The organism is Hominibacterium faecale (assembly GCF_020734085.1).
Taxonomy (GTDB): domain Bacteria; phylum Bacillota; class Clostridia; order Peptostreptococcales; family Anaerovoracaceae; genus Hominibacterium; species Hominibacterium faecale.
On sequence record NZ_JAJAGH010000005.1, the window covers coordinates 269,258 to 293,045 of the forward strand.

Here is a 23,788-nt window from a genome sequence, read left to right on the forward strand (position 1 = left end):
ACTTTATGCAGGGGTTTTCGCATTATACGTAAAAGCCTCCTACTTGAGACAATCGTTGATCCATTTGATAAAGTTTTCGCTGCTGTTTCCACTGCGTTCTGCAGAGGTATGTCCCTGGCCCCATACTGTTTCGAAATCCACGTCTTTAACACTTTCATTCTGCTTCAAGGCTAAGGCAAGATTGGTTTCTGTTGTAAGTGCCGTATCATTCTGTTCTATACCGCTTCGTATCCTCCAGTAAGGAGCTACTGTAGAAGTGTTTTCTCCTTTGTAATAACTGGAGAGATCGTACATCGGATTATACATATTCTGCCGTGTCTGTAAATCAGTGCCCAGCTTATCCACTTCACCAAGATCGTTTTTATAATCTTCCACGATCGAAGACTCCCAGTCATCAAAGTTCTCATATTTGCTTTGGTTTTTCTCCAGCAGATTTGCCAGCTGTGAGTCAAAATGCAATGCGTCGTTGTCATCGTTTCCAAAGAGTTTATTCTCTGCTTGACTGCGGTTTGTATCGTCGAAGGCGCCCACTGCTTTTCCAGCCTGTTTGCAATGCTTTACAAATCCCTCCATGCTGATAACGGTGGCTTTTCCTGTCTTTGCATCGTATTCCACCCATTTTCCATCCCCATTGAGATCATCGATATACTCCTGTGGGGAGGCATATGTGCGTTCTTCCTCTTTTTCGTTTCCTGCCTGCTCCATTTTCTGATTATCGGGTATTTCCTGCTCAGGCGGTTTTCCTGCCTGCGGTTTCCCATCAGGAGCGCTGCCATCATCAGGCTTTCCCTCAGATCCGGGCGCCCCACCGCCAAAACCTCCGCCTGATTTTTCCTGGTCAGAAGTCTTTGCATACGGAAATTCCGTATCATTGAGAAAATGGTTGAGCGAGGTTTCTATAACGGAAAGCAGATAATTATAGTAGGAACCGGACGTGTAAATCCCATCGGCAGATTTCTCCAGCTTCAAAATCTCTCCCTCTTCATCGGCAAGCTGCAGGTCATTGATATACGCAGCATAGCTTTCCGCCAAATCTTGTGAAAGGGCCGAAGTCCAGGTGTTTTCCGCGCGAGTGCCTTCCGTCGAATATTGGCCCATATTCCATTCATAGGCAGCGTCTGCATAATCCAGACTGGCTCTGAGCAGTAGCTTACTTTCACCTGCCAGTATACATCGTTATCTGCATCGTAATTCCACTTGCTGTTGTCAAAGGCAAGCGCTTGGTTATTTTGTTCATAGCCTTCCAATGATGCGGACTTCTCCTCGGTTCCACAGGCGCAAACCGCGATTGTCACTAAAACCAGCATCAACGCGCACACCCAATTCTTCCATCTTCTCATTTCATCCTCCTTGTCAGCGTAAATTTACATTCGCATCATATCGCTATCAGGTGAATGAAACATGGGCATGTCATGGATTAATCGTGTCGTTATCATGGAAAAATGAGATCAAAGAATGGGATCAAAAATTAAAGGATTTAATGGTTCCATTTGTTCCAACGATGTCCACCTTTTTTATGTCCTGTACACCCATATCCTCTTCCATGTTTTCCCAGAGACGATTTGTAAAGGACTTTTTAATCAAATTCACAGAAAATTCAAAAATGGCAGTCTCTCAATCTATACTACTTCCAGCATTTTCCCTTGATTTTTCTGTGTCCTCTGCATATAATAAGAGTAGGGAAATCCCTACTTTCCATATTTCAGAAAGGTGGTGTAAAATCATGTTAGCAAATACGTTTATAGACAACGCAAAAGTCATGGCAAAGGGGCAGATTACAATTCCAAAAGATATTCGGGAAGTCCTTGGCGTGGCAAGCGGTGATCGCATTACGTTTATCGTTGAGGGAAACACCGTCCGCATTGTCAATTCTGCTGTCTACGCTATGCAGGTGCTTCAAAAAGAGATGGCCGGAGAAGCAGAACGCGCTGGTCTGACCTCCGATGATGATGTCATGGCGCTTGTGAAAGAATTGAGAAATGAGGACGAGAACGCATGAGAGTTTTGATTGATACCAATGTCCTGATTTCTGCTGCCCTAAGCGCAAACGGCATCCCTTTTCAGGCGTATGTAAAAGCAGCGTCCTATCCTCATCATGGGCTGATCTGTGAGCAGAATGTGGACGAAATGAAGCGGATATTTAACAAGAAATTTCCGAATCGACTTGCATCTCTGGATAAATTTCTTTCCGTTGCGCTCCTGACTTTGGAACTGGTTCCGGTTCCGACAGAGGAAAATATTTCAGAGAAACAAATCCGTGATGTAAATGACCGCCCGATTCTTCGGGCAGCCATAGAAGCAAAGGCCGATATTTTACTGACCGGCGATAAAGACTTTTTAGAATCCGGCGTGAAAAATCCAATGATTATGACACCGGCTGAATTTCTCCAATACTGAAACGGCGCGGAGCCGGGAACCTATGAGACGGTTTCCGGCTCCGCATTTTTACATCTGCTCAACCTCATTTTTCAGCATACGCTTGATTTTATCGCTCATGGTTTCCTTGCTGGTTTCGCTGAAATGTACCCGGACAACATAAGTCGTTTTTCCGATCTTCTTTACCAGTGCGGGCGCATCCTTTTGTTCTGCGCCGGTTTTGGGTGCTGCTGTCATTTCAGGGGCGTTTTTCATATTGCTCATAGGGTCATATACTCCTTTCCCGGATGCCCCGCCGATGGCGGCGGGGAAATGCTCCAATCTGTCGGTTTCCAGTTTCATTTTTGGGATATAATCCCCTTTGCCGCCGCTTTGGTAATCTCGGCGTTTTCCTCCCGGAAGTTCTTCCCGTCAAAGAGAATCGGGGCGCACCGTTCCAATATGCGGTCATAGATGCGCGCATGGGCCAGATCGGGCGGGTTCTTGATTTCTTCCAGCTTCAAGTTGGTTGTAATAATCATGGGTTTCCGGCTGCGGTAGCGGCAGTCGATCACATGGAACATCTGCTCCATTGCGTATTCGGTATTCCGCTCCACGCCCAGATCGTCAATAATCAAAAGGTCATACATCCCCAGACTGGCGATAAAGTCCGCCCTGTCCTCGGAAAACATACCGGTTAGCCGGTTCAGGATAGAGGGAAAGTTCGTCATCAGCACCGGAATATCCCGGTCAAGCAGGGCGTTGGCGATACAACCGGCGAAAAAAGATTTTCCCGTCCCCACATCCCCGAACAGGAGAAGCCCGGTATTGTCCTGATATGCCTGTTTCCAGTTATCCACATAGGCGCGGGCTTTCTTTATCAGCGGATTCTGCCCGTTGTCATTGGCAAAAGTGTAGTCATACAGATAGCGGTCTTGAAGCCCCTGCGCCCGCCTGCGCTGAATGCTCTCCATACGGTTGCGCTGTTCCTCGGCCTCTTTTCGCTGGCGTTCCGCCTCCGCCTGACAGGGGCAGACGCAGCGGGGCATGAAATAGCCGGATTTCCCGAAGCAGGGAACAACGGTCTGACGGTTTCCGCCGCAATGTTTACAGTGGATAAGCCCGTCAGCCGGGTCTATGTATTCATCCTCTGCCAGCGAAAGGTCTGCGGCGGCGCGGTCAATGATGGTTCTGATTTCTGCGGTAATCTCGATCATACGGTTTCTCCCTCCTGTACGCTGTAATCCCGGTTCCGGCTCTGCGGCGCTGCTTTCTTTTTATCCTCGGCAGCCCAGCGCCGGATGGTGGCGGCATGGTTTTTGTAAGTTTTCCCGGTAGACGCCATATATTCCGACAGCCGTTCCACATAGCTTTTCCAAAGATCAGGAATCTCCGCCTGCAGTTCGGACAATTCCTTTTCCGTCAAGAATACGTTCTGATAGCGTCCATAAGCGGGCGCGGTTTGTCCCTTTTCTAACTCTCTCTCTTTCTCTAACTCTATCTCTATCTCTTTCTCTATCTCTGGTGGACGAATGTCGGACAAATGTCCACCACGCTTTTTCTGCGCCTGCAAAGCCATCCTTGCCTGTTTCTTTCGTTCCCCCTCGGTAGAGGATTGTCCGATCAGAAGCTCGATGTTGCTCATGTAATAGGCTCCGTCCGTCATAAGCTCCACAAGCCCCAACTGTAAATAAATTTTCAGGGCGCGTTCCACAGTTCCTACCTGCTGGCGGGTGAGGGTGGCGATCATCTGCGCTGTGTAGGGAATATTCTCGTCAAGCTGGAGCTTGCCGCCGTATTTCAGGGATTTCAAGTACAGCTTCAGCAGGATGTAAGAATACAGAATCCCGTCCTGCATACTTTCCAGCAAGACAATGGAATCATCGTCAAAATAGTTTTCTTTCAGCTTCAGGTAATAATATTTTCGATTATCTGACATAGGTTGCTCTCCTTTGGGTCTGTCATGGGGTCTGTACGCATTTTAAGGGCTGTTTTGGGGGTAAGAGGATAAATGTATCACGCCCCCTTTGACACCCTCGCAAAAGTCCTTGATTTACAAGGGTTTTTCAGCTCCTAAAGCGTGACATTTTGCCCTTTGTTTCCGCTTGCGCGCGGCAGCTTTGATTCGCTTCATGGCAGCGGCACAGTCCGGGCAGTATTTGGCGCGGTTGGAACCGGGCCGGAACAGCGCCCCGCATACGGCGCACCGTTTCGCGTCCAGCCGGTAAAGCAGGGCTGTTTCCAGTTCCTTATCCAGCGGCAGCACCGCCGCCCGGAACCACCGGCACAACAGGGAGTAGGAAATGCTCTGGACACAGACACATTCCTCTCCATCGTCCAGCGCGATACAGCTGCCGCAATCATAGTTACAGCACTCATGCACCAGCCGCCGCGCCCGCCGGCATTGCCGGTAGTCCATGACGGGAATGGAATCATGCCGCTTTCTTTCCATAGCGCACATGGCAGCGGCATACAAGCGGCTGCTCCTTTGTTAAAAACTGCTCCGGCTTCTCGGCTCCGTCCGGCATGGTCGGCTCCGGCTCCGGAAGCGTGATGGTAATAATCAAGACGATCTCGGTCATAATTCATGTTCCTCCTTTTTATGGGTCTGCTCGGTCTTAGCAAGCTGTTCAGCCGCTTTCCGCAAGCCCTCCACAGCCTTGATTTCTTCCCGCATGGCTTTCATCTGCTGATACTGTAACTCTTTCTGCGCGGTCAGCTTTTCGGCTTCGGCCTGCCATTTCTTCGGTGTGATTAGCTCGCCGCTGGTTTTCAGATTTTCCAGATACCGGGCGGCGGCTTCGTACAGGGCAAGTTCTGCGCTGTGCCTCTGCTCAAACAGTTCCCGTTTTTCGGGTTTCACTTTGTCAAGCTGGCGGCGGGTTCCTTTGTGTTTTTCATATTGCGCCCACATCTTCAAATGTTCGTCCAGCACTTTCAACCGGCGTTCCCCGCTGACGATCTGGCCGCGCAGGTCATAGTAAGCGCCGTTCATGGCGGAGATTTTTTCGTGAAGCTGCTGCATGGAAGTGATGCCGTTTCCATGCAGGAAATTGAACAGGGCGGCGCTCTGCTTCAAGGCTTTCGCTTTGCCATAGTTAGACCGGGCGGCGCTGTGGTTCATTTCATGCTGCGCCTGCCATAGCTGATTCATAATGCTGCCCTTGTCCTGCGGTTTTGCGGCTTCTTCCTTAGACCAGTTATAAAGCCGGGTAATGCGGGCTTTGATCTCTTTCAGCAGCTTATTATCGGCGGCAATCTGCCGGTTCAGATCGCCCTTGCGGGTTTTGATGCCGCGCTGTTCCATCTGGAAAGCCGCAACGCCCAGATGGACAGAGGGTATCTTATCAATGCCCTGACGTTTATAGCTGCGGTGGTCGATCCGGTCTGACAGGCCGATAGCCGCCTGCGCCCGGTTCACATAGTCCGCCCACGCTTTGCGCCATAATTCCACATTTCCTTTATCGTTCCAGTCAGTGGTATCTTCCCTGTGGTTCTTCCAGCCGCCTTTCCCGTCCGGGATGCGCTGGCCGCGCTCGTCCAGATCGTAAACCTTGCGGCACTTGGCTCCCCATGCGCCGGATTCTTTCAGAGGGCGCACTGTCAGCAGGATATGGACATGAGGGTTGCCGTTGCCTTTGTCATGGAGTGCAAAATCGGCGCACATCCCTTTATCTACAAAGGTGTCTTTCACAAAAGAACGGATAAGGGCAAGCTGCTGTTCTCTGGATAATTCACGGGGCAGGGCTGCTTCTATATCGCGGGCAAGCTGGCAATCTTTCGCTTTCTCGATCTGCTCCACGCTGTTCCAGAGGGTAGAGCGGTCAAAAAATTCTTGCGGGGCATGGGGCGGCAGCATGATCTCCGTATGGACAACGCCGCGTTTTCGGGTATAGTCATGGGTCTGCCCGTCCCATTCGTTTGTCATTTTTGTCCCGCTCCGGTAAGCGGCAGCTTCTACGGCAGACCGGCCCTTGCTGCGCTTCACGATCTTGACGGGAAAATGGCAGAAATCCATTGGTACAGCCTCCTTTCGGGTGGGGATATATAGGCTCCGCAGAGCATGACAGCCGCAGGGCGGGTATCATGCTGCGCGGGATATTCAGGGGTCCCCGCAAAGTCGCTGACTTTGTGGGGAGAGGATGAGCAAGGGAGTGTGTGCAGTTTTCGCCGCAAGGCGGAAACGGAACAAAGCGGACTTTGCGACGACGAGGGGTTTGGGGAGAGTAGCTCCCCATCGCGCTCGGAGAGCGCAAAAGCCCCCGGCAGGGCGCACAGCACCGGTTACGGTGTATAAGTGCGCCGTTGGAAATTCCGCAGTTACTCCGTACCGGGGCTTCCGGGCTTGTCCTGCGGCAGCTTCGGTATTCCCGGCAAACGGGAAACGGACAGCAGAAACGCTTGGACTTCCTCGCCGGACATGGCAGAGACCGCGGGAAAGACGCTTTCTAAAATTGCCCCATGCTCGATCAGGCGGCGCGTCCTCGCCCTGCGCTCCGCATCGCTCTGGCGGTTTAAGAGAATCTTTTGCCGGTTCTCCAACTGGCGGATTTCATTCTGTACTTTCTGCTGCTTCGTCTGTAATCGTTCCAGTTCTTTCATAGTGGCCCCTTTCATCGCTGTGGGCCGGTCAGCTTCTTGTCATGGTAAAGCCGCCCGACACCGACAGCGGCATGGCTGCGGATTTTGATTTCCCCGCGCTCCGCGCTTTTCTTCGCGTTCTTATAACCCTCGTCCGAGAGAAAGAAACGGTAACGCTCGCCGGGGCATCCCACCGGGCTGTCAGAGGTCAGGATGTCCACCACAACCATGTGCCGGGTATGGGGCGAATACCGTTCCAGCCCGAACAGGTCATGCCCCAGCATGGGCGGCTCCTGCGCTCTGGCAGCGGCCAGCCGGTCACGGATGGACTGGTCGCGCCGCTCCAAAAACCGGGCTTTCGTGTCGGCAATAAATCGGCTGCACTCCGGCTCCGGCACTTCCAGCAGCTTGTCGATGGTGTTCTCCACAATAGCCTTTGTCAGCGGCTCTTTTGCCGCCCGCCGGACAGCCCGCAATTCGGTCAGAGTGGCATCCTTGCCTCCCGGCATGGCGTACTGGCAGATCAGTTCCAATTCGCTTTGTGTAAATCTCATTCTTCAAATTCCCTCCATTTCTTCCTGGCAAAATAGCGCTGCAGGCTTTTTAATCCCCGCTGTAAAGATTCATAGATCACATGGATACTCACGCCCTCGGCGTCTGCGATCTCCTTTGCTTTCCTCCCGTCCAGATACCGGGCGCGGATTCGCCGCTCCTGTGCCGGTGTGAGATGGGAAAGCGCCTCGTCCAGCCGTTCCAGCGTCAGCAGAAAGAACCGTTCTTCCTCCTGCTCCATAAAAATATCCTCCGGGGATTTTTCAAATCCGCACAGTGCGTCATTTTCAATCCCGTCCTCCCGGTCAAGGGAGAAGTACGCCTTATGGTAATAGATTTTTCTGACGCGGTTGTTTTCCTCCCGGAGCATGAGCAGGAGCGCCTCGGCCACTTCATCGCTGACCTCCACAAACGTGTCTTTCCGGTAAAGCTCGTAATAGTATTTTTTCAGGTTGACCGTCTGCATGGGCGGCACCTCATTCCGTCCGGCGCTGGCGGCTGTAAAACTTCCGCAGACGCTTCAGACCGGCATGGACAGAGCGGCATACCACATCCTTGTTGACGCCCTCCGCCTCTGCGATCTGTGTGAAATTGAATCCCTGAAAGTAATAGCGGCGGATGCGGCGCGCCTGAATCTCCGTGACCTGCGTGAGCGCTTCCTCCAGCATGGACAGCAGCCGTTCATGGTCGGCCTGTTCCTCTGAAAGCAAAAGCAAGTCCTCCGGGGACGGGCTGTGCTCCAGCGCGTAGTTCTCCGTCCAGTCAAAAGCGTCCAGCGAGTAATACGCCTTGTGGCGGCAGGTGCGGCGGTAATGGTTTTCCATCTCCCGGACAGACCGGATGATGGCTTCGGCCACTTCATCGCTGACCTCCACAAGCACATCCTCTTTGTAACAGGGATAGTAATAGTTCCGCAGATTGATTGTTTTCATGGGCTTATCCTCCTAAATGCAGAGAGGACAGGCAGCTTCAAACTGCTTGTCCTCTCCGGTAATATGTTGAGAGAAAAGTTCCTCTCACTGGGTAGCCAGAAAACAGGTCAATCGTGGGGGGCGGTTTCTCAAAAAAGTTTCAAAAATTTTTCTGACCGCTACAATCGAATCTCGTACTGCATATTTGGAACAGCCACACCGGGCAGCGATTTCCGAATAGCTTAATCCATCCAGCGCATAGAGCAGGAACCGGCGGCGCTGCACTTCGGTGCAACTATCCAGAATCGCAAGCAATTCATTCAGCGTTTCTTTCCGGCAAAGATAGTCCTCCGGCGTTTCCCTGTAAACGCCCACGCCCTCGGTAAAAGCTATGTACTCGTCAAACTCCCGCCCGTCCCAATGCCGCCGCTGTTCATGGGCAAGGTTTTCCGTCTTGTGATCGGCGCGGTCAAGGTATTCGTAAACTTCAACCGTGACTTCCACGGACAGGGCTTGTCTGTTATAATTGATGGTAACTTCCATCTGCCTTTCCTCCGTTCAGAATTTTTTGAAAAAATCTGAACGGGGCAGGCGGGGAGCGGCACCGGGGAGAAAATAGAAAAACGCCCGGACAGCATAAAGCTATTCGAGCGCAAAAAACACGATATTCAGTTAAAAAGCGACGATTTTCGCAATCACTGGTAGACTGCTCCCAATGAGCGGTCTGGATTTTTTTGACGGTAGTGAAAACATCGTCAGAATTTGTCGGCGGTCAGATCGTATCATGGCGGCTCCCTCCTAAAGCCGCCGCGCTTATGCGATATGAGATAGGCCAAAAGGAACGGCGGCCTTGAAATGTTCTTCAAAACCGCCGACAGGGTAAAATTCAAAATGAGCGCACGAAACTATCTGCCCCGGTCAAACGGTTTTTTTCTTTCCCCGGACGGGGCAGATAACTTATTATGCAGCGCGGAACCGGTGTGCGCTAATCGGTTCCCTGTACTTTTTCTTTCAACTTCTGAAAAGAATCTTCGCTGATCGCGTGCTCCATCCGGCAAGCCTCTTGTTCCGCCGTTTCAAGATCAACGCCAGCGGCCACAAGCTGCTCCGTAAAGAATAGGTGTCGCTCATAGATTTTTTCGGCAACCTCCCGGCCTATATCGGTCAGATGGAGGAATCCGTCTCCATCCACGGTCAGAAAACCGCCGTTCTTCAAAACGCCTACCGCATGGCTGATGCTCGGTTTGCTAAAACCCATGTACCGAGCAAGATCAACGGAACGTACCATGCCCTGCTTCTTTTGGAGTACCAGCACAGCCTCTAAATAATCCTCGCCCGACGTATGAATCTTCATTGTTTTCTCCTTTATGCAAGGCTCCAGCCGGAGGACTTTTTACGGATATTCACAAAACCCTGATAAATTCCGGCTTTTGCCATAAGTTCATCATGTGTACCCTGCTCACTGATACGCCCGTCCGAGATAACCAGAATCTGATCGGCCTCCCGGATCGTATTCAGACGATGTGCAATCACAAGCAGTGTCTTACCCTTCACCAACTCACTGATAGCCTCCTGAATGTAACTCTCGTTATCTGTATCAACACTGGCAGTTGCTTCGTCCAAAATTACAATCGGCGCATCCTTCAAAATGCAGCGGGCAATAGAAATACGCTGTTTTTCTCCACCGGACAACGTAGCACCACCCTCACCGATCACGGTTTGAAATCCTTCCGGTAACGCCATGATAAAATCATAACATCGGGCTTTCTTTGCCGCCTCGTAAACTTCTTGTTCCGTAGCGTCCGGTTTTCCCATGCTGATATTGTTATAAATCGTATCCTGAAACAAATATACACGCTGGAAAACCATGCTGATCTGATTCATCAATTCAGAAAGCGGAACATTCCGAATATCCGTGCCACGAACCATTACCTTACCAGATTTCACATCCCATAAACGAGCTAACAGGTTTGCAATGGTAGATTTCCCACCGCCAGACGGCCCTACAAGTGCAGTCATTGTATTCTTCTTCATGGAGAAGTTGATATTATGCAGCACTTCTTTATCCTGATAAGCAAAAGCCACATGGTCAAAACAAACCTCCGGAGAAGTTACATCCACTTTGGAAATATGCTGTGTACCTTTATCCGGTAATTCCTTTTCATCCAGGACTTCTTCAATACGATCTAAGGCAGCATTCATAACGGTAAGACGAGATGCCTCGCCATATAATGCTTTTAGCGGCCCAAACAAGTCAAAGACAAAGAGCAGCACGCCAAGCAAATAGGGCAGAGTGAGTATGCCGTTTTGTTCAAGCCAGACAGAAAGCGCAAATATAGCAGCAATCCCAAACGCATACAAAATATTCAGTCCTCTCGTCCAGGGCGTCATTTTCCGCTCAAATTCGGTTGATGTATCTCTTGAGCGTTTAAAATTTTCAGTCAGTTCCTCTGATTTTTCACCGATCAGGTTATAGCTCTTAATAACACCAATTCCCTCGGCAAAGGAGAGAACCGCATCCGTCAAATGTTCACTTTGATTCTGCCTTCCGGCAGCTTCTTTCAGGGAAACTTTATTCATCCCCTTTGCAACAAACGATGCAAACAATGTCACGATTGCAGCAATCAGACCAAGCCTCCAGTCCAGAAAAAACATAAATACCAGTAAAATAAAGGCAGAAAGCATATAGCTCATCATATTGCCGAGGGTACTCATAGCAGCTTCTTCAATAAATACCATATCCGTGCTGAGTACAGAACTGATCTTCCCGATATTACCAGATGTAAAATATCCCATAGGCAGCTTGCGGAGATGTCCTCCAAGCTCCATTCTTTTATCTGTAAAAATCATATATCCGGCGGCACTTTGCAGCCTGTCACAAAGGTAGTGAACAACAGCCTGTGCAACCACTACTGCGGCAAGCCCAATCCCGATATGCAGACAGTCTGTTCCGGTTAAAGTTTTCTGATAGAATCCAGAGAGTACAAGAAACGCCAAAAAGATAGGCATTTTTGCCAGTATGGATTCAATAAAAGCACATAAAAACGCCCCCTGAATCCGGCTCTTATATTTGCCGGAGAGCTTTAAAATTCTTGAAAAAAGTGCAAGCATTTATTTCCCCTCCTTTGCAGTATTTACTTTCCATTCTGCGCTGCCCTGTGCCGCTTTCCATAATTTCTGGTATTCCCCACAGGTCTGCAGCAATTCTTTATGAGTACCTGTTGCAGCTAACTTTCCATGCTCTATTACACAAATCTGGTCAGCATTCATAATCGCAGGGAGTTTGTGGGCAATCACAAATAAGGTTTTTCCCTTTACCAGCTCTGCAATTGCGGCTTCCATTTTTTCCTCATTTTCCGGGTCAGCATATGCAGTCGCTTCATCAAGTACGATAATAGGGGCATTTTTTAGGATTGCACGAGCCAGAGATATACGTTGGCGCTGACCTCCGGAAAGCATCTTGCCCGCATCACCAGCCATTGAACGGATTCCCATCGGCAGTTTTTCAAGAAATTCTAAACACTGTGCTTTTTTCGCCGCTTCAAGGACTTCTTCATCCGTAGCGTCCGGTTTTCCCATTCGGATATTCTCAAGCAGAGAAGTGTTAAACAAATACTGATCCTGTGCCACATAAGAAATCTGGCTGTTTAATGCTTCAAGGCTCATTTCTGTTATTTTCTGCCCTCCGATAGAAATACTTCCCTGCTGTGGGTCATAGTAGTGGATTAACAGTTTTGCAAGCGTACTTTTCCCGGAACCGGATTCACCGACTAAAGCCGTTTTCTGTCCGGCTTTTACGGTAAAACTGACGTCTATGATAACTTCATCCATTGTCACCATTGGCTTTCCATCCGGCCCCGGCTGGGTTTTCTCATATCCAAAAGTGATATGGTCAAAACAAATATCGAGGTTCTTCCCATGAAAAGCATCATTTGTCTGCTTTAAAGGCGCAGTTTCCAGCACCTGCTCTAAAGCCGAGATTTTATAGTTAAGCTGTGGCATAGTCGGTAAAAACCCTAATGACTTTAACAGCGGTATGCCAATGCTAAGCGACAGGCAGAGAATGAGAATCAAATCAGGCAAAGTTGAAAATCCTGAAAGGACGAACCATGCACCCAAAGGCAAGGTAAGAATAATCGTGCAGGGGAGCAGACTGCTGTAAACCGCCATCCACGGCCATGCCGCTTTGTACCATTCCAGCGTGTAATCCCGATAGTCGGAAATATCCTTGCGAAAACGCTCATAGGATTCAGCGTCTTTATTAAATACCTTTACAACCTCCATACCGTTGATATATTCGATAATGGTATTGTTCATTTTCTGCCCTGCCATATAGTACGGCCCCATTTTCTTCATGCCGACAGAGTACATAATCATCATAGCCGCAAAGCTGACAGGGATTGATGCAAGAGATAATAAAGCCAGTTTCCAGTCAATGAAGAACATGGCAATATAAATTGCCAATGGAATCATAAGGTTTGCAATTCCTTCCGGCAAGGAATGTGCCAGCAATACTTCCAGACTGTCCACATCATCCACAAACAGCTTTTTAATCGTACCCGTTCCCTTGTCCTGGATAAATCCGAGCGGCAGGGATTCAAAGCGTTTCTGCAGGGCTGTACGCAGCCTGAGCAGGGTATTGTAAGCCGCTTTATGGGAAACATTCAGCCCCCATCCATAAAGAACCGCCTGCAAAACCAGACAAATCAAAACCCCAATTACCCGTGAAGTCACATAACCACTCCCCACAGTTTCACCCATAATAAGCGGTGAAATCACCTGATAAGCCAGCACAAAAGGCAGAACACCCATAAGGACGCTAAGAAGCACAATAAAAGTTGCACGGTATAAGTCCTTTTTGTGCGGCCCTGCATACTCAAATACTTTTTTGAACATAACAAAACCTCCAATCAATTAAAATATTGTTTTGAAAGTGACAGCAGAATTTCCGGGGTCAAAACCTGATTCTTGATCGAATCCTGACCGTCAAGCTGTAACACTTCCGAACAGGTGCGGGTAATAAATTCAAAATCGTGTGACACAACGAAAACAATCACACCGGCGGCTGCAAGCTGCTCTATCAAATGGCTTACCCTCACCATAGAATCGTAGTCAAGGCCACTGGTGGGTTCATCAAAGTAGATGACCGGACTGTCCTTGACAATGGCAGCGCCTATTGTCACCCGCTGTTTCTGGCCTCCTGATAAGGACGCAGGATGACACTCCCGGTATTCACTGAGTTCCAGAGCCTCTAAAGTTTCCGTAACTTTTCCAGAACAGTCATTTTCAATTCCCAATGACAATTCTTCTTCCACGCTGCTGGCAAAAAGCTGATAATCAGTATCCTGCATGACAAGATAGGATAGGTTTCTTCTCTGGCGCGGGGACAGTTTTTTTTCGTTATAACAGATACTTCCGGTTTTCTCTTTCAGAAGTCCTGTCATAATTGAGAGCAGGGTGGTTTTTCCGGCTCCGTTATGTCCCAGAATGCCAATTACATCACCCTGATGGGCTTCAAAATTGATGTTTCGTAAAACATCCGGCCCTTTCTTATATGCAAAAGAGAGGTCACTCACTTTCAATATGCTGCCAGCTTTATGCGGTACAGCCCTTTTTTGATACCGCTCCGCATCCCGTTCTGGATAGGCGGTACGCAGTCCATATTCGATACGGGTTTCATCCGGTAATGAGCAAAATTCATCTTTTGTAAAAGCCCTTGTCAATTTTCCATCCTGAATCAGAAAGGCCCGATCAAGCAGATCACGCAGATAATAAAAGCGGTGTTCGACAACGATAATGGTGTATCCATCTTCTTTCAGGCTTTTCATAATTTCTGCCAGCCGTTTTGTGGCGGCATAATCCAGGTTTGCGGACGGTTCATCAAAAATATAAACTTTCGGCAAAAGAGCATACACAGAACCAATGGCAATCTGTTGTTTTTCTCCGCTTGATAGATCAAAAATGCTCCGGTTCAAATAATCAGCCAGTTTCAAATCCAATGCTGTCTTTGCGATACGGTCAATCGTCTTTTCACGGGGATAGCCCATATTTTCGCATCCAAAGGCAAGCTCTCGCGTTGTATCTGTCATAAAAAATTGCGAGCGCGGATCTTGAAATACGGTTCCCACCTTACCAGCTAAATCAGACGGTTTCAATTCCAGCAAAGATTGTCCGTCCAGCAGAATATCTCCTTTTGACTCTCCTGAATAGAAATGTGGAATTAGTCCATTCAGACAACGAATCAGGGTAGTTTTCCCGCATCCGCTCCGACCTGTCAGTAAAACAAATTCTCCTGTCTGTATTGTCAGGTTAATGTCCTTTAATGTAAAATCGTCCCTTTCTTCGTATCGAAAAGAGAAATTTTCAAATGCAATCATCGCTATACCCTCCATATGATGAGTTCCCCGATAGAGGTATAGTCGAGGAATAAAAGTCCTGCTAAAAAGGCAATCCCTAAAGCAGTAACCATGTACTCTTTCCACGAAAAGTGAACCGGATTTAACGCATATCTCCGTTCTTCCAGTTCCAGACCGCGGGTCGTACCGGATGCTGCCAATTCATCCGTCACTTTCAGGCACCTCATAAGCAAGGGAATCAGGATATATTCAATCGTAGAAAGCGGATGTGTGATCTGTTTCCATACCGTATCGCTGATCCCGCGAATATCCATTGTATTGCGGATCATGCGGTACTCGATCCGCAAAGTCGGGATGTACCGAAACATGACAACCAGCGGAATGGTGACGGCCTGCGGCAACCTCATTCTTTGAAGAGCTACCATAAGATCATCCATATGGGTAGTACGCAGAATCCATATTCCCATCATGGCAATGGGAACCAATTTCAAAATTGTCACGCCAAATACGCTCATAATCACGCTGAGTACTGGAATAGAAACATAGCGCAGCAAGGCATTGAGATAGGCTATAACAATATAAAATATCAACATCTTCGCGGCCCATTTTGTTCCATTGCCGACAGCAATAAACAACGCAAAGGAAGCAACAAGTACCAAGCTGCAAATCTCTCCATTCAAGAAGTAACTGACACATCCAATCAGAATCAGTAAAGCTACCTTGCACCGGGGGTCTAAAGCGGCTGTCCGCTTGAATTGCCTTTGAGTAATAATTTCCTTTATGCTTTCTTCCATACTGTCCTCCAAAAACAAACGGAGCTGAGACCCCAGCCCCGTTTTTGATTTCAGGCAGTTTACCGACAAAACCATGTGCTTTTTGGGAGCTGTTACTTTACCGATACAAGCCCAGCCTTGATAAAGTGTTTCTTCAATGCCTTTTGTCCAATGTAACCGCCAAGCAAGCCGCCAAGCAGACCAGCGGCTACAATCACGATAGGCATAAAACCGGAAGTAATCTGGATCATGCCATCTATGTATTCCTGTGCAATATTGTTCTTTTCCATCGCCCTTACAAAAGCGTCCTGCAAGAAGCTCATAGGCCCTACGATCGCTCCAAAAGCAAAGATTCCGCTGAAAATCGTGTAAGCGATCATCATGGACTTCATCGTGATTTCATTCCTGCCCATAATCAGGAAGTCACAGATTCCTCCGCCTATAATCAGCGCAACCGGGATAAGCCAGAATCCGCCGACCAGCAGGAACAGGATTCCCTGGATCGTGCCGCAGATGGTAAACACGCCTTTCTTCGGGACTTTTGCCAGCAGCAGCATCATAACAATTCCGTTAGGGATCGCTACCACAGCAGGATAGAAAACATTGGTGACGGGACCGGCAATGCTCATTATGGTACTGATAATCATGCAAATAATCCACATGAGAGCAGTCAGAACGCCGATCAGGATAAAATTCTTTGCATTCAACTTTTTGTTCATGTCAATTCCTCCTAAATTGAAAATGTGGTGAGGTTAGCTTCTTCTAACCACACCACATATAATAACAACTTACGCCCACGATTCCAACCCAAAACCAATTTTATTCTACCCAAAATCAGTATTTTTGCGTTTATCCAATCGTAGCCTCCGCTTTATAATTTTTCGGATTTACTCCGTATTTCTTTTTGAACGCCGCCGCAAAATTGCTCGCTTTTGAATATCCCACCAACATAGCCACCTGGCTGACATTCAGATTACTTTCTAATAGCAGGCTTGCCGCCTTTTCTAACCGTTGGTCGATGACATACGCATGAACCGATGTTCCGAATAGGGATGAGAAGCCCTTTGTCAATTTTGAAGTGCTGATATTGACCTGTCTCGCCAATTCCTCACAGCTCGGAGCCAGAGCAAGCTGACTGTCAATAATTCTCTTTGCCTCAATGATGGAATCCCGGTCACTTCTGGAAATTGCAACATAGGTTGACGCGAGAATACTCAGCTCCAGAACCTCGCTCAAATATACCGATAGCAGTTCAAAGACCTTGCTTTCCAGAAACAGATATCCCAACCCGCCGCGATATTGTGTGAAGTCTTTCAGCTCCGCAAAAATATGCTCCATATAGGGCGTAATATTTACCTTTGATATGCCGTCCAATAATTTTTTCTGATAGGCCTCAATCTCACCGGTCTCAAAGTAGTCATTCAAAATCTTATAGAAATAGGATAGAGGTATTTTCACATTTTTGAAAAGGAAATCGCTCTTTTTTGAATAGCACAGGTACTCCATTTTCCCGTGACCGCGATAGATACAGGATTCCCCTTTTTGTATGCTGGCACTTTGCCGGTTGTCTGCAATATTCCAGGAAACACCGTCATTGAAACAGAATAGCATTTGTATGTACTCTTCACTGCTCACCCCCTGCACGTTCATATCCGAAAAGTAATTCATTCTCCAATCTGAAACAACTGCTCCCTGTTTCGTGACGATCTGCGAAATCTGTCCAGTTCCCATATCTGCCGGAATATCTATGGTGATCGTCTGCGGTGAATTAGAGAGCAGATCACGATAAAGATTATTCATGTATTGATTTGTCATATATGAGTGCCCTCCTTGCGGTTAGCATAGACTAATTACAGTTTACAACACCAACCCAGAAAAGTCAATTTGCTGTTGCCAAAAACACAGAAGCAAAAACACAGAAGCCGTATTAAGCGGCCTCTGTGTATATGTTAATTGAAAATTAGTTCTGCTAAAATAATTTCCTCCGCCTGCGCCCTACAATTATTTGCCAGCCCCACCCATTTCATTTGATCGGCAGCCTTTAACTCCTCGGTCACACCGGCGGCTTTCATAAGCTGCGGCATGAGAATATCCATGCGCTCATTTGCAGCCTCGTCAATCTGTAACAGGTGGGAATACAGTTTCTCGGAGAGTAACAGGCTACTGTAAAGGGCAGGGCGGTATTCTTTCAAATACCGCCGCCGCATACGCCCATACTTGCCGATGGGCTTGTCCGGCTGTTCTGCCAGCTTCAGATTCGGGATGTAGTAATCTCCAACACGGATATAGGTCAGCTCTTTCATGTGAAATCCTCCTTTGTCATACGGCGGCGCGGGTCTGCGCCGGTGCTTTCTGCGGCTCCTGCTTCGGTAACTGGCTCACTGGAATAAACACGCCCCTTGCCATATCCTCGGCCCGGATAGCTGCTTTAGCTTCTTCCATTCTCCGGCGTTTCTCGCTTTTGGTACGCTCATAATATTCCCTCTGCCAGCCGCTGGCTTTCCGCTTCAAATAGTTCTGATGAAGCCTGTCCTTGCGTTCCTCTTTCTTCCGCAGAGCTTCTAATTCCTCCGGGGTCAGATCAACTTCCCCAAAGTGGGGCGGCACATATTTCCCGACAAAGTTGAAATAAATCTCAATCTCCTGTGTGGTTTCAATGCTGCCTTTCCGGTCTCGCTCATGGACAAGGATTTTTTCTACAAACTCATTGAGCATAACAGTCGTCAGATTGTCAAAATTCTCATATTTGTCAATCAGTGCGATAAACTTCTCCGCAGATTTCCGGGTCTGCTCATAGTCCCGGATTGCCTTTTCCAGCTCCGCGATCTCGCTGGCAAGTTCCCCCTGTTCTTTCGCGTACTGTGCGTCAAGGGCGGCGTACCGGGCATCCGGCAGCTTGCCTAATACGTTATCCTCATAAATCCGGCACATCAGCTTTTCCAGTTCCCCGGCGCGTTTCTGCGCGGCGGCCAGCCGCTTTTTCTTCTTGGAAATGTCGCTGGCCTGCTGTGCTGCCTGTGTCTCCTGAACCGTCCGAACAAATTCAGTACGGTTGTTCTTGGAGTAATCGGCAATCGCCCGGAGCATATCAGAAACAAGGTTCAGAACCGCGCTCTCGTTGATACGGTGCTGTGTGGGGCAGAGAACGCCCACCGGCGTCTTGCTGTAATTGGCACAGGTATATTGCGAAATGCGCTTGCCGTTATTCATACGGTGAACATACATCTTTGCGCCGCAGTCGGCACAGTAGAGAAGTCCGGTCAGCGGGGCAGCCTCGCCCCAGCCGTCCGGGTAACGCTTCACATTTCCCCGGATGCGCTGCACATTATCAAAGGTTTCCTGATCTATGATTGCTTCATGGGTATTCTCAAAAATTGTCCATTCGCTCTCGTCAACATAGTGGCTTTTCTTGTCCTTGAAGTGCTTGCGGGTCTTGAAATTGATGGTATGGCCTAAGTATTCGCGCTTTTTCAGAATATTGACGATAGTGGACGATCCCCAGCCATAAATGTCCTTGACCGTCTTATTTTTGTTCACTCCCTCGCCGTACCGGGCAAGGTGGACGGACGGGATTTCCACTTTCTGCTGTTTCAAAAGCTGTGAGATTTGATAAGGGCCGAAGCCCTCCATTGTCAGCCGGAAAATCTGCCTGACAACGGCGGCAGCTTCTTCATCCACAAGCCAGTATTCCCGCTTTTCGTCCCACAGGTAGCCGTAAATAACGGTGCCGGTCAGGTGCTTTCCACTCATGCCTTTCGCCTTGAACACGGATTTAATTTTCTTGCTGGTATCGCGGGCATAATACTCATTCATGATGTTGCGGAAAGGGGTAAAATCATCATCGCCGTTGATACTGTCCACACCGTCATTGATAGCGATCAGCCGCACACCCTTAATCCGCAGAATCTCCATAATCTGACCGACTTTGAGATAGTCTCGCCCTAACCGGCTCATATCCTTGATGATGATTGCCTCCACACGGCCAGCCTCGACTTCCTCCATCATAGCGTTAAATCCGGGGCGGTCAAAGCGTGTTCCTGAAATCCCATCGTCCGTGAAGTGGGTCGGATTGGGAAAGCCGTTGCGTCTGGCGTAGTCCTCCAACATGGATTTCTGGTTGCTAATGGAGTTGGATTCCCCGTTTAATTCATCGTCATGGCTTAATCTCTCGTATAGGGGTGTTATCTTGGTTTTCAGCATAGCGTTGTCCTCCTTGCGTGAAAAATGCTCTAATTGTCGCTTCACTAACCATGAGAAAAAATCGTGATTAAGAAGTCACTTAGAGCATATAACACCTGTAACATAGGGATATTTAAGATACCAGCCCTGTCATTGATTGCTAGGTCAAGACGTTTCATCAAAGCGCCGGCACTTAGACAGTCCATCATAAAATCAAACCAGCTCCGCCCCTCTGCGGTCAGATAGGCTTCCATTTGCCGACAGCCTTTTCCTTTCAGTTCCAGCAGAACGCCTAATACAGGATTAGAAGATACCAGCAAAACGATATTGCCTGTAAAATACTGCTCCTCATAGCCGTATTTCCCGTAGTCCTCATGGAGCATATGTTTTATCTTGATATGCAGGACATTTTTTATAACGGTCAGCGCGTCCGTGGTAGGGAAGCGGACACGGAAGTAATCAATCAGCAGGAACAGCGGTTCGTCTGGGTTGAAACGCTCCAACTGTTTTGTGATTTCCTGCTTTAATTCTTCTGTGAGCGGTGTCCTGCCATTCTCGATACGGTTATAGTATTCTCGGCTGATACCGCAGGCAAAGGCAAATCTGGATTGCGAAATGCCGTATTCCTCACGTTTTTCCTTTAGTTCCTGTATAAAATCATTGTTGTTCATGTTATCCGTCCTTTCTGTTTCTTTGCATGAAAAAAGGACAGTCAATCTAAAATCAACTGTCCTATGCTTCCAATATTCAGTTTTTGCTATGTGATATTGCTGTGTTTTATTTCACACCTTTAAAAATACGGTTTTGCCCTGTAAATACAGCGTTTTCCGCTTGCTTTTATCTATTGTCTTTTGTTTTTTGTGCCCCCTTGTTAGATAACGGGGGCTTTGAACGGCTCGCAAGCTCGCCAAACCGCCGAAGTGAACCGCCCGCTCGCCAGCAAGCTGGCGTGGCGATATGTCTTACGACCGCCACCGCTGGCGGATCACTCCGTCGGTTACTGAGATTTTTAGCTTATCTTCTGCACAAACTGGAATTTGCTTATCTATCTTTCTCCATAACAAAGTTAGTAAGAAAAATACCTTGTCTTTCTACTTCTTGTTTCTTCATGACTTTATATCCTCGTTTTTCAAAAAATGGTTTCGCTGTAATAGAAGCGTGAGTTGTAATTTTTCCTTCAACTGCTTGTTCAAGTTGTTTACAAATAGCTGTTGCAATCCCTTTTCCTTGATAATCTGCATGAACAAACAAGCGGTCAAGATAACCGTCTTTATCTACATCTCCGAAACCTACAATAATTTCATTATCAACAGCAACTATGCTATAAGGTTCTTGAAGAGACTGATTCCATTTTTCTAAATCTACTTCTCCTGTTGCCCATACATCAAGCTGCTCTTTTGTGTAATCCTTTGCATTGATAATGTGAACAGTATTATAAAATAGCTCCGTCACTTCTTTGCAATCTGATGATTGATACTTTCTTAGCTCCATTTCTTTATTCCTCCAAAGTATAATTTCCCAGTTAGAAACGGCTGACCTGCTGACATTTAGTTCCTTGGCCAGCATATCCTGTGTCATATTTAATTCCAAACGGCGTTCTCTGATTTGTGGTCCAATTTCCTTCGCCATATCCACCTCCATCATTCAAATTCATAAATGTCGCAACAATAGTCCTGGTAATCGCTTTATTTATCAATGTAAGAAAGATCCGAAAAAGCCAAAAAGACAAAGACAAGAAACATTCATAGGTCCAGATCTTTGCGACCGACCATTGGTGGAAAAATAGACAGGGCTGCCGCAAATTTGGCAGCCCCTCTGTTCATACAGTAAAATCCTCTGATTTGAAATTGCTGTAGTAGCGCCCGTCCTCTGCTGTGAATTTGAGCACGCAGTAATCCGGATCGGTAACGCCCAGCGGGTAATACATGGTATCCCCCTCCTGCCAGATCATTTCCTTGCTCTCAGCATCTTCAAGGACTTCCATCGTTCCCCGCAGCATGACGCCCCGGAAGAAACGCCGGTCGCAAAAATAGATGCAGGCTTTAGGGTTCTCCCGATATTGAGCCGCTCTCATGGAAGAAGTATTGGAAGTGAAATAAAAGACCTGGATTCCCTCCCTCTTTCGCGGCGCCAGCATGGCCTTGGTATTGGGGTAACCGTCCTTGTCAATGGAGCTGATGTAGGCGGTTTTCTGCTTGTCAATCAAATTTCCGATCGTCTTTACTGGATCTCGCATCATTGCCTTGTCCTTCCTTTCTTATTGATCACTTGCGGTCGCTCCTCAGTTCTTCAATATTAGCATAAATGGATGTGCGGAACAACGGATTGGCCTTGGTGGAGTCAAGTTCCATCGCTTCGCATACTCGTTTAAAAACAGCGGTATTTTCCAGACTTTCATCTTCTTCTAAAGCCTTGCCGACAGTTTTGTTGATCCCCGCCAGCAGGTCTTTGGCTTCTGCGACCCGCTTCCTGCCTTCCCCGGCCTGCCAAACATCTGCCCACGCTGAGCAATAGAGTTGAACCTGATCCATCTCCTCGATCCGGTCCAGGCTTTCCAGGCTCTGCTGGTAATTCACATAAATGGGCGTTTCATCGGCGACCGGTACCGCATCTCCGGTAAAGAGGATCCCTTCTTCTTCGAAAAAATACGAGAGCGAACCTGCAGAATGCCCCGGCGTTGCCAGAGCCCGGATGGTAACGCCCGGCTCCAGGCAAAGCACCTCGCCGCCTTCCAGACTTTCATCTACAGAAACGCTGTCTTCCAGCAGCTTGTAAAAATTGGGGATTGGGCGCGCCGCAAACTGGCGGCCGATGTCTTCAATCCAAGGTTTTTCGACTGCACTGGCATAAACTTTGGCGCCAGTTCGTTTCTTAATGCGGCATGCGGCTCCCATATGATCGGGGTGGGAGTGGGTAAGAAAGATGCTCTTTAGTTGAGACGGCTGCCTCTCATGCCTCAGCAGAGATTTTTTTATCAGCTTTTCCGCGCCTGCCACTCCGGTATCGATCAAATGACATCCTTCCTTCCCCTCAATCAGATAGACATTGACAAATCGTTCAATCTCTTCTGTAACATGAAAGTAAATCCTAATCTGGTGAACCTGCTTCGAAATCTTCATTTTTCTTTCCTTTCCCCTTCTCCTGTTTTTTCCCTTTTGAAACCAAGATGGATACTATGATGCTGATAACTAACACCCCTGCGATTACCCCGATGGAAACCGGAATGGATATATGCAGGCCGAACATGAGGCCGGCCAGTTTAACGCCTGTAAACATCAGGATTGTCGCCACGCCATATTTCACATATGCAAATCGTTCGTGGAGGTGTTCCAGCACAAAATAGAGCTGGCGCAACCCCAGAATGGCAAAAATATTTGACGTATAGACGATTAAAAGATCGGTTGAAACCGAAAAGACTGCAGGCACAGAGTCGATGGCAAAGAGAATATCTGAGCATTCGATCAGGCAAAGCACCGCGAAAAGCGGCGTAAACAATCGTTTGCCATTTTCCCGGACCATAAATTTCTCCCCGGAAAACTCCTTTGTCATGGGCAGGACTTTTGCAATGGCCCTGACAATGGGACTGTCGTGAGGGTCCTTTTCTTTCTCCTTTTGAAACATCTTCACACCATTGATGATCAAAACAGCACCGAATATGTACAATACCCATTCAAACATGTTGACGATTTTAACGCCGAAGAAGATAAAGATAAACCGCAGGATGACGGCACCGGCGATACCGTATCCCAAAACTCTGTGCTGTGCATGCTCTTTGATACCATAGCTCATAAAAATGGTAATAAAGACAAATAAATTATCCACGCTGAGGCTCAGCTCAATTAAATACCCGCCTAAAAATTCCAGCGCTTTTTGCTCGCCCATAAAATACCATATTCCCAAATTGAACAGAATTGCCAATCCCATCCAAAACAGTACCCATTTCAACGATTTCAATATATGTCTCAACCGATCCTCCTTCTCTTCTTCAGACACTGCCTTCTCCTGATGAAAAAAGACCCTAATGTCCCCTTTAACAGGTGAACATTAAGGTCTTGCTATCCTTTCGGAGAATGGGACCAGG

The 23,788-nt window shown here is 47.9% G+C and carries 28 protein-coding genes and 1 pseudogene; 2 read left to right on the forward strand and 27 right to left on the reverse strand.

Going from position 1 to position 23,788, the window contains the following annotated elements; all coding sequences use genetic code 11:
* Window positions 1-39: 39 nt before the first annotated feature.
* A complete protein-coding gene (locus LG211_RS06390; RefSeq protein ID WP_269477183.1) occupies window positions 40-969 on the reverse strand; it encodes a hypothetical protein in 930 nt (309 codons plus the stop codon).
* The gene (locus LG211_RS06395; RefSeq protein WP_269477184.1) at window positions 966-1,340 is read right to left on the reverse strand and encodes a hypothetical protein; all 375 of its coding nucleotides are present in this window, start codon (window positions 1,338-1,340) and stop codon (window positions 966-968) included. The genes LG211_RS06390 and LG211_RS06395 overlap by 4 nt, the downstream gene beginning before the upstream one ends.
* A 383-nt stretch (window positions 1,341-1,723) precedes the next feature.
* Here LG211_RS06395 and LG211_RS06400 point away from each other — a divergent pair, with 383 nt between their 5' ends.
* Window positions 1,724-1,999, forward strand: a complete 276-nt coding sequence (locus LG211_RS06400; protein ID WP_269477185.1) for an AbrB/MazE/SpoVT family DNA-binding domain-containing protein — start codon at window positions 1,724-1,726, stop codon at window positions 1,997-1,999.
* The gene (locus tag LG211_RS06405; protein WP_269477186.1) at window positions 1,996-2,397 is read left to right on the forward strand and encodes a putative toxin-antitoxin system toxin component, PIN family; all 402 of its coding nucleotides are present in this window, start codon (window positions 1,996-1,998) and stop codon (window positions 2,395-2,397) included. The genes LG211_RS06400 and LG211_RS06405 overlap by 4 nt, the downstream gene beginning before the upstream one ends.
* Window positions 2,398-2,445: 48 nt before the next feature.
* Here LG211_RS06405 and LG211_RS20205 read toward each other — a convergent pair whose 3' ends face one another.
* The 25 genes and pseudogenes from LG211_RS20205 to LG211_RS06535 form a co-directional block, all read right to left on the reverse strand.
* Window positions 2,446-2,718, reverse strand: a complete 273-nt coding sequence (locus LG211_RS20205; RefSeq protein WP_465250782.1) for a transposon-encoded TnpW family protein — start codon at window positions 2,716-2,718, stop codon at window positions 2,446-2,448.
* Window positions 2,715-3,572 (reverse strand): ATP-binding protein, encoded by an 858-nt coding sequence (locus LG211_RS06415; protein WP_269477187.1) that lies wholly within the window; start codon window positions 3,570-3,572, stop codon window positions 2,715-2,717. Before LG211_RS06415 ends, LG211_RS20205 begins: the two co-directional genes overlap by 4 nt.
* Window positions 3,569-4,294, reverse strand: coding sequence for a phage replisome organizer N-terminal domain-containing protein (locus LG211_RS06420; protein WP_269477188.1), 726 nt, complete (start codon window positions 4,292-4,294; stop codon window positions 3,569-3,571). Before LG211_RS06420 ends, LG211_RS06415 begins: the two co-directional genes overlap by 4 nt.
* A gap of 114 nt (window positions 4,295-4,408) precedes the next feature.
* Window positions 4,409-4,807 carry a cysteine-rich VLP domain-containing protein gene (locus LG211_RS06425; RefSeq protein ID WP_269477189.1) on the reverse strand — a complete coding sequence of 133 codons (399 nt, stop codon included), beginning with the start codon at window positions 4,805-4,807 and terminating at the stop codon, window positions 4,409-4,411.
* Window positions 4,788-4,937, reverse strand: a complete 150-nt coding sequence (locus tag LG211_RS06430; RefSeq protein ID WP_269477190.1) for a hypothetical protein — start codon at window positions 4,935-4,937, stop codon at window positions 4,788-4,790. Before LG211_RS06430 ends, LG211_RS06425 begins: the two co-directional genes overlap by 20 nt.
* Window positions 4,934-6,373, reverse strand: a complete 1,440-nt coding sequence (mobQ, locus tag LG211_RS06435; protein WP_269477191.1) for a MobQ family relaxase — start codon at window positions 6,371-6,373, stop codon at window positions 4,934-4,936. The genes LG211_RS06430 and mobQ overlap by 4 nt, the downstream gene beginning before the upstream one ends.
* Window positions 6,374-6,675: 302 nt before the next feature.
* A complete protein-coding gene (locus LG211_RS06440; protein WP_269477192.1) occupies window positions 6,676-6,957 on the reverse strand; it encodes a DUF3847 domain-containing protein in 282 nt (93 codons plus the stop codon).
* Window positions 6,958-6,968: 11 nt separating this feature from the next.
* Window positions 6,969-7,490: a DUF5720 family protein gene (locus LG211_RS06445; protein ID WP_269477193.1), complete on the reverse strand. Its 522-nt coding sequence runs from the start codon at window positions 7,488-7,490 to the stop codon at window positions 6,969-6,971.
* Window positions 7,487-7,954: a sigma factor-like helix-turn-helix DNA-binding protein gene (locus LG211_RS06450; protein ID WP_269477194.1), complete on the reverse strand. Its 468-nt coding sequence runs from the start codon at window positions 7,952-7,954 to the stop codon at window positions 7,487-7,489. The genes LG211_RS06445 and LG211_RS06450 overlap by 4 nt, the downstream gene beginning before the upstream one ends.
* A 10-nt stretch (window positions 7,955-7,964) precedes the next feature.
* Window positions 7,965-8,420 carry an RNA polymerase subunit sigma-24 gene (locus tag LG211_RS06455; RefSeq protein ID WP_269477195.1) on the reverse strand — a complete coding sequence of 152 codons (456 nt, stop codon included), beginning with the start codon at window positions 8,418-8,420 and terminating at the stop codon, window positions 7,965-7,967.
* Between the two features lie 84 nt (window positions 8,421-8,504).
* Window positions 8,505-8,942 carry an RNA polymerase sigma factor gene (locus LG211_RS06460; protein WP_269477196.1) on the reverse strand — a complete coding sequence of 146 codons (438 nt, stop codon included), beginning with the start codon at window positions 8,940-8,942 and terminating at the stop codon, window positions 8,505-8,507.
* Between the two features lie 442 nt (window positions 8,943-9,384).
* Window positions 9,385-9,753 (reverse strand): metal-dependent transcriptional regulator, encoded by a 369-nt coding sequence (locus LG211_RS06465; protein WP_269477197.1) that lies wholly within the window; start codon window positions 9,751-9,753, stop codon window positions 9,385-9,387.
* An 11-nt stretch (window positions 9,754-9,764) separates the two neighbouring features.
* Window positions 9,765-11,510: an ABC transporter ATP-binding protein gene (locus LG211_RS06470; protein ID WP_269477198.1), complete on the reverse strand. Its 1,746-nt coding sequence runs from the start codon at window positions 11,508-11,510 to the stop codon at window positions 9,765-9,767.
* The gene (locus tag LG211_RS06475) at window positions 11,511-13,295 is read right to left on the reverse strand and encodes an ABC transporter ATP-binding protein (RefSeq protein WP_269477199.1); all 1,785 of its coding nucleotides are present in this window, start codon (window positions 13,293-13,295) and stop codon (window positions 11,511-11,513) included.
* Between the two features lie 14 nt (window positions 13,296-13,309).
* Complete coding sequence (locus LG211_RS06480; protein ID WP_269477200.1) at window positions 13,310-14,776, reverse strand: ABC transporter ATP-binding protein; 1,467 nt, start codon at window positions 14,774-14,776, stop codon at window positions 13,310-13,312.
* A 2-nt stretch (window positions 14,777-14,778) separates the two neighbouring features.
* On the reverse strand, window positions 14,779-15,549 hold the full coding sequence (locus LG211_RS06485; protein WP_269477201.1) for an energy-coupling factor transporter transmembrane component T family protein: 771 nt from the start codon (window positions 15,547-15,549) through the stop codon (window positions 14,779-14,781).
* Window positions 15,550-15,641: 92 nt separating this feature from the next.
* Entirely contained in the window at window positions 15,642-16,247 is a 606-nt protein-coding gene (locus LG211_RS06490) for an MptD family putative ECF transporter S component (protein ID WP_269477202.1), read from the reverse strand.
* Window positions 16,248-16,377: 130 nt separating this feature from the next.
* The gene (locus LG211_RS06495; protein WP_269477203.1) at window positions 16,378-17,343 is read right to left on the reverse strand and encodes a helix-turn-helix domain-containing protein; all 966 of its coding nucleotides are present in this window, start codon (window positions 17,341-17,343) and stop codon (window positions 16,378-16,380) included.
* Between the two features lie 134 nt (window positions 17,344-17,477).
* On the reverse strand, window positions 17,478-17,831 hold the full coding sequence (locus LG211_RS06500; protein WP_269477204.1) for a TnpV protein: 354 nt from the start codon (window positions 17,829-17,831) through the stop codon (window positions 17,478-17,480).
* A 16-nt stretch (window positions 17,832-17,847) separates the two neighbouring features.
* Entirely contained in the window at window positions 17,848-19,728 is a 1,881-nt protein-coding gene (locus tag LG211_RS06505) for a recombinase family protein (RefSeq protein ID WP_269477205.1), read from the reverse strand.
* Window positions 19,729-19,814: 86 nt separating this feature from the next.
* A pseudogene (locus LG211_RS06510) lies at window positions 19,815-20,378 on the reverse strand (helix-turn-helix domain-containing protein); the annotation flags it as partial.
* Between the two features lie 370 nt (window positions 20,379-20,748).
* Window positions 20,749-21,336, reverse strand: coding sequence for a GNAT family N-acetyltransferase (locus tag LG211_RS06515; RefSeq protein WP_465250783.1), 588 nt, complete (start codon window positions 21,334-21,336; stop codon window positions 20,749-20,751).
* A 190-nt stretch (window positions 21,337-21,526) separates the two neighbouring features.
* On the reverse strand, window positions 21,527-21,946 hold the full coding sequence (locus tag LG211_RS06525; protein ID WP_253020526.1) for a pyridoxamine 5'-phosphate oxidase family protein: 420 nt from the start codon (window positions 21,944-21,946) through the stop codon (window positions 21,527-21,529).
* Window positions 21,947-21,971: 25 nt separating this feature from the next.
* Window positions 21,972-22,826, reverse strand: coding sequence for an MBL fold metallo-hydrolase (locus LG211_RS06530; protein WP_269477206.1), 855 nt, complete (start codon window positions 22,824-22,826; stop codon window positions 21,972-21,974).
* Window positions 22,795-23,673, reverse strand: coding sequence for a TerC/Alx family metal homeostasis membrane protein (locus LG211_RS06535; RefSeq protein WP_269477207.1), 879 nt, complete (start codon window positions 23,671-23,673; stop codon window positions 22,795-22,797). Before LG211_RS06535 ends, LG211_RS06530 begins: the two co-directional genes overlap by 32 nt.
* Window positions 23,674-23,788: the final 115 nt, after the last annotated feature.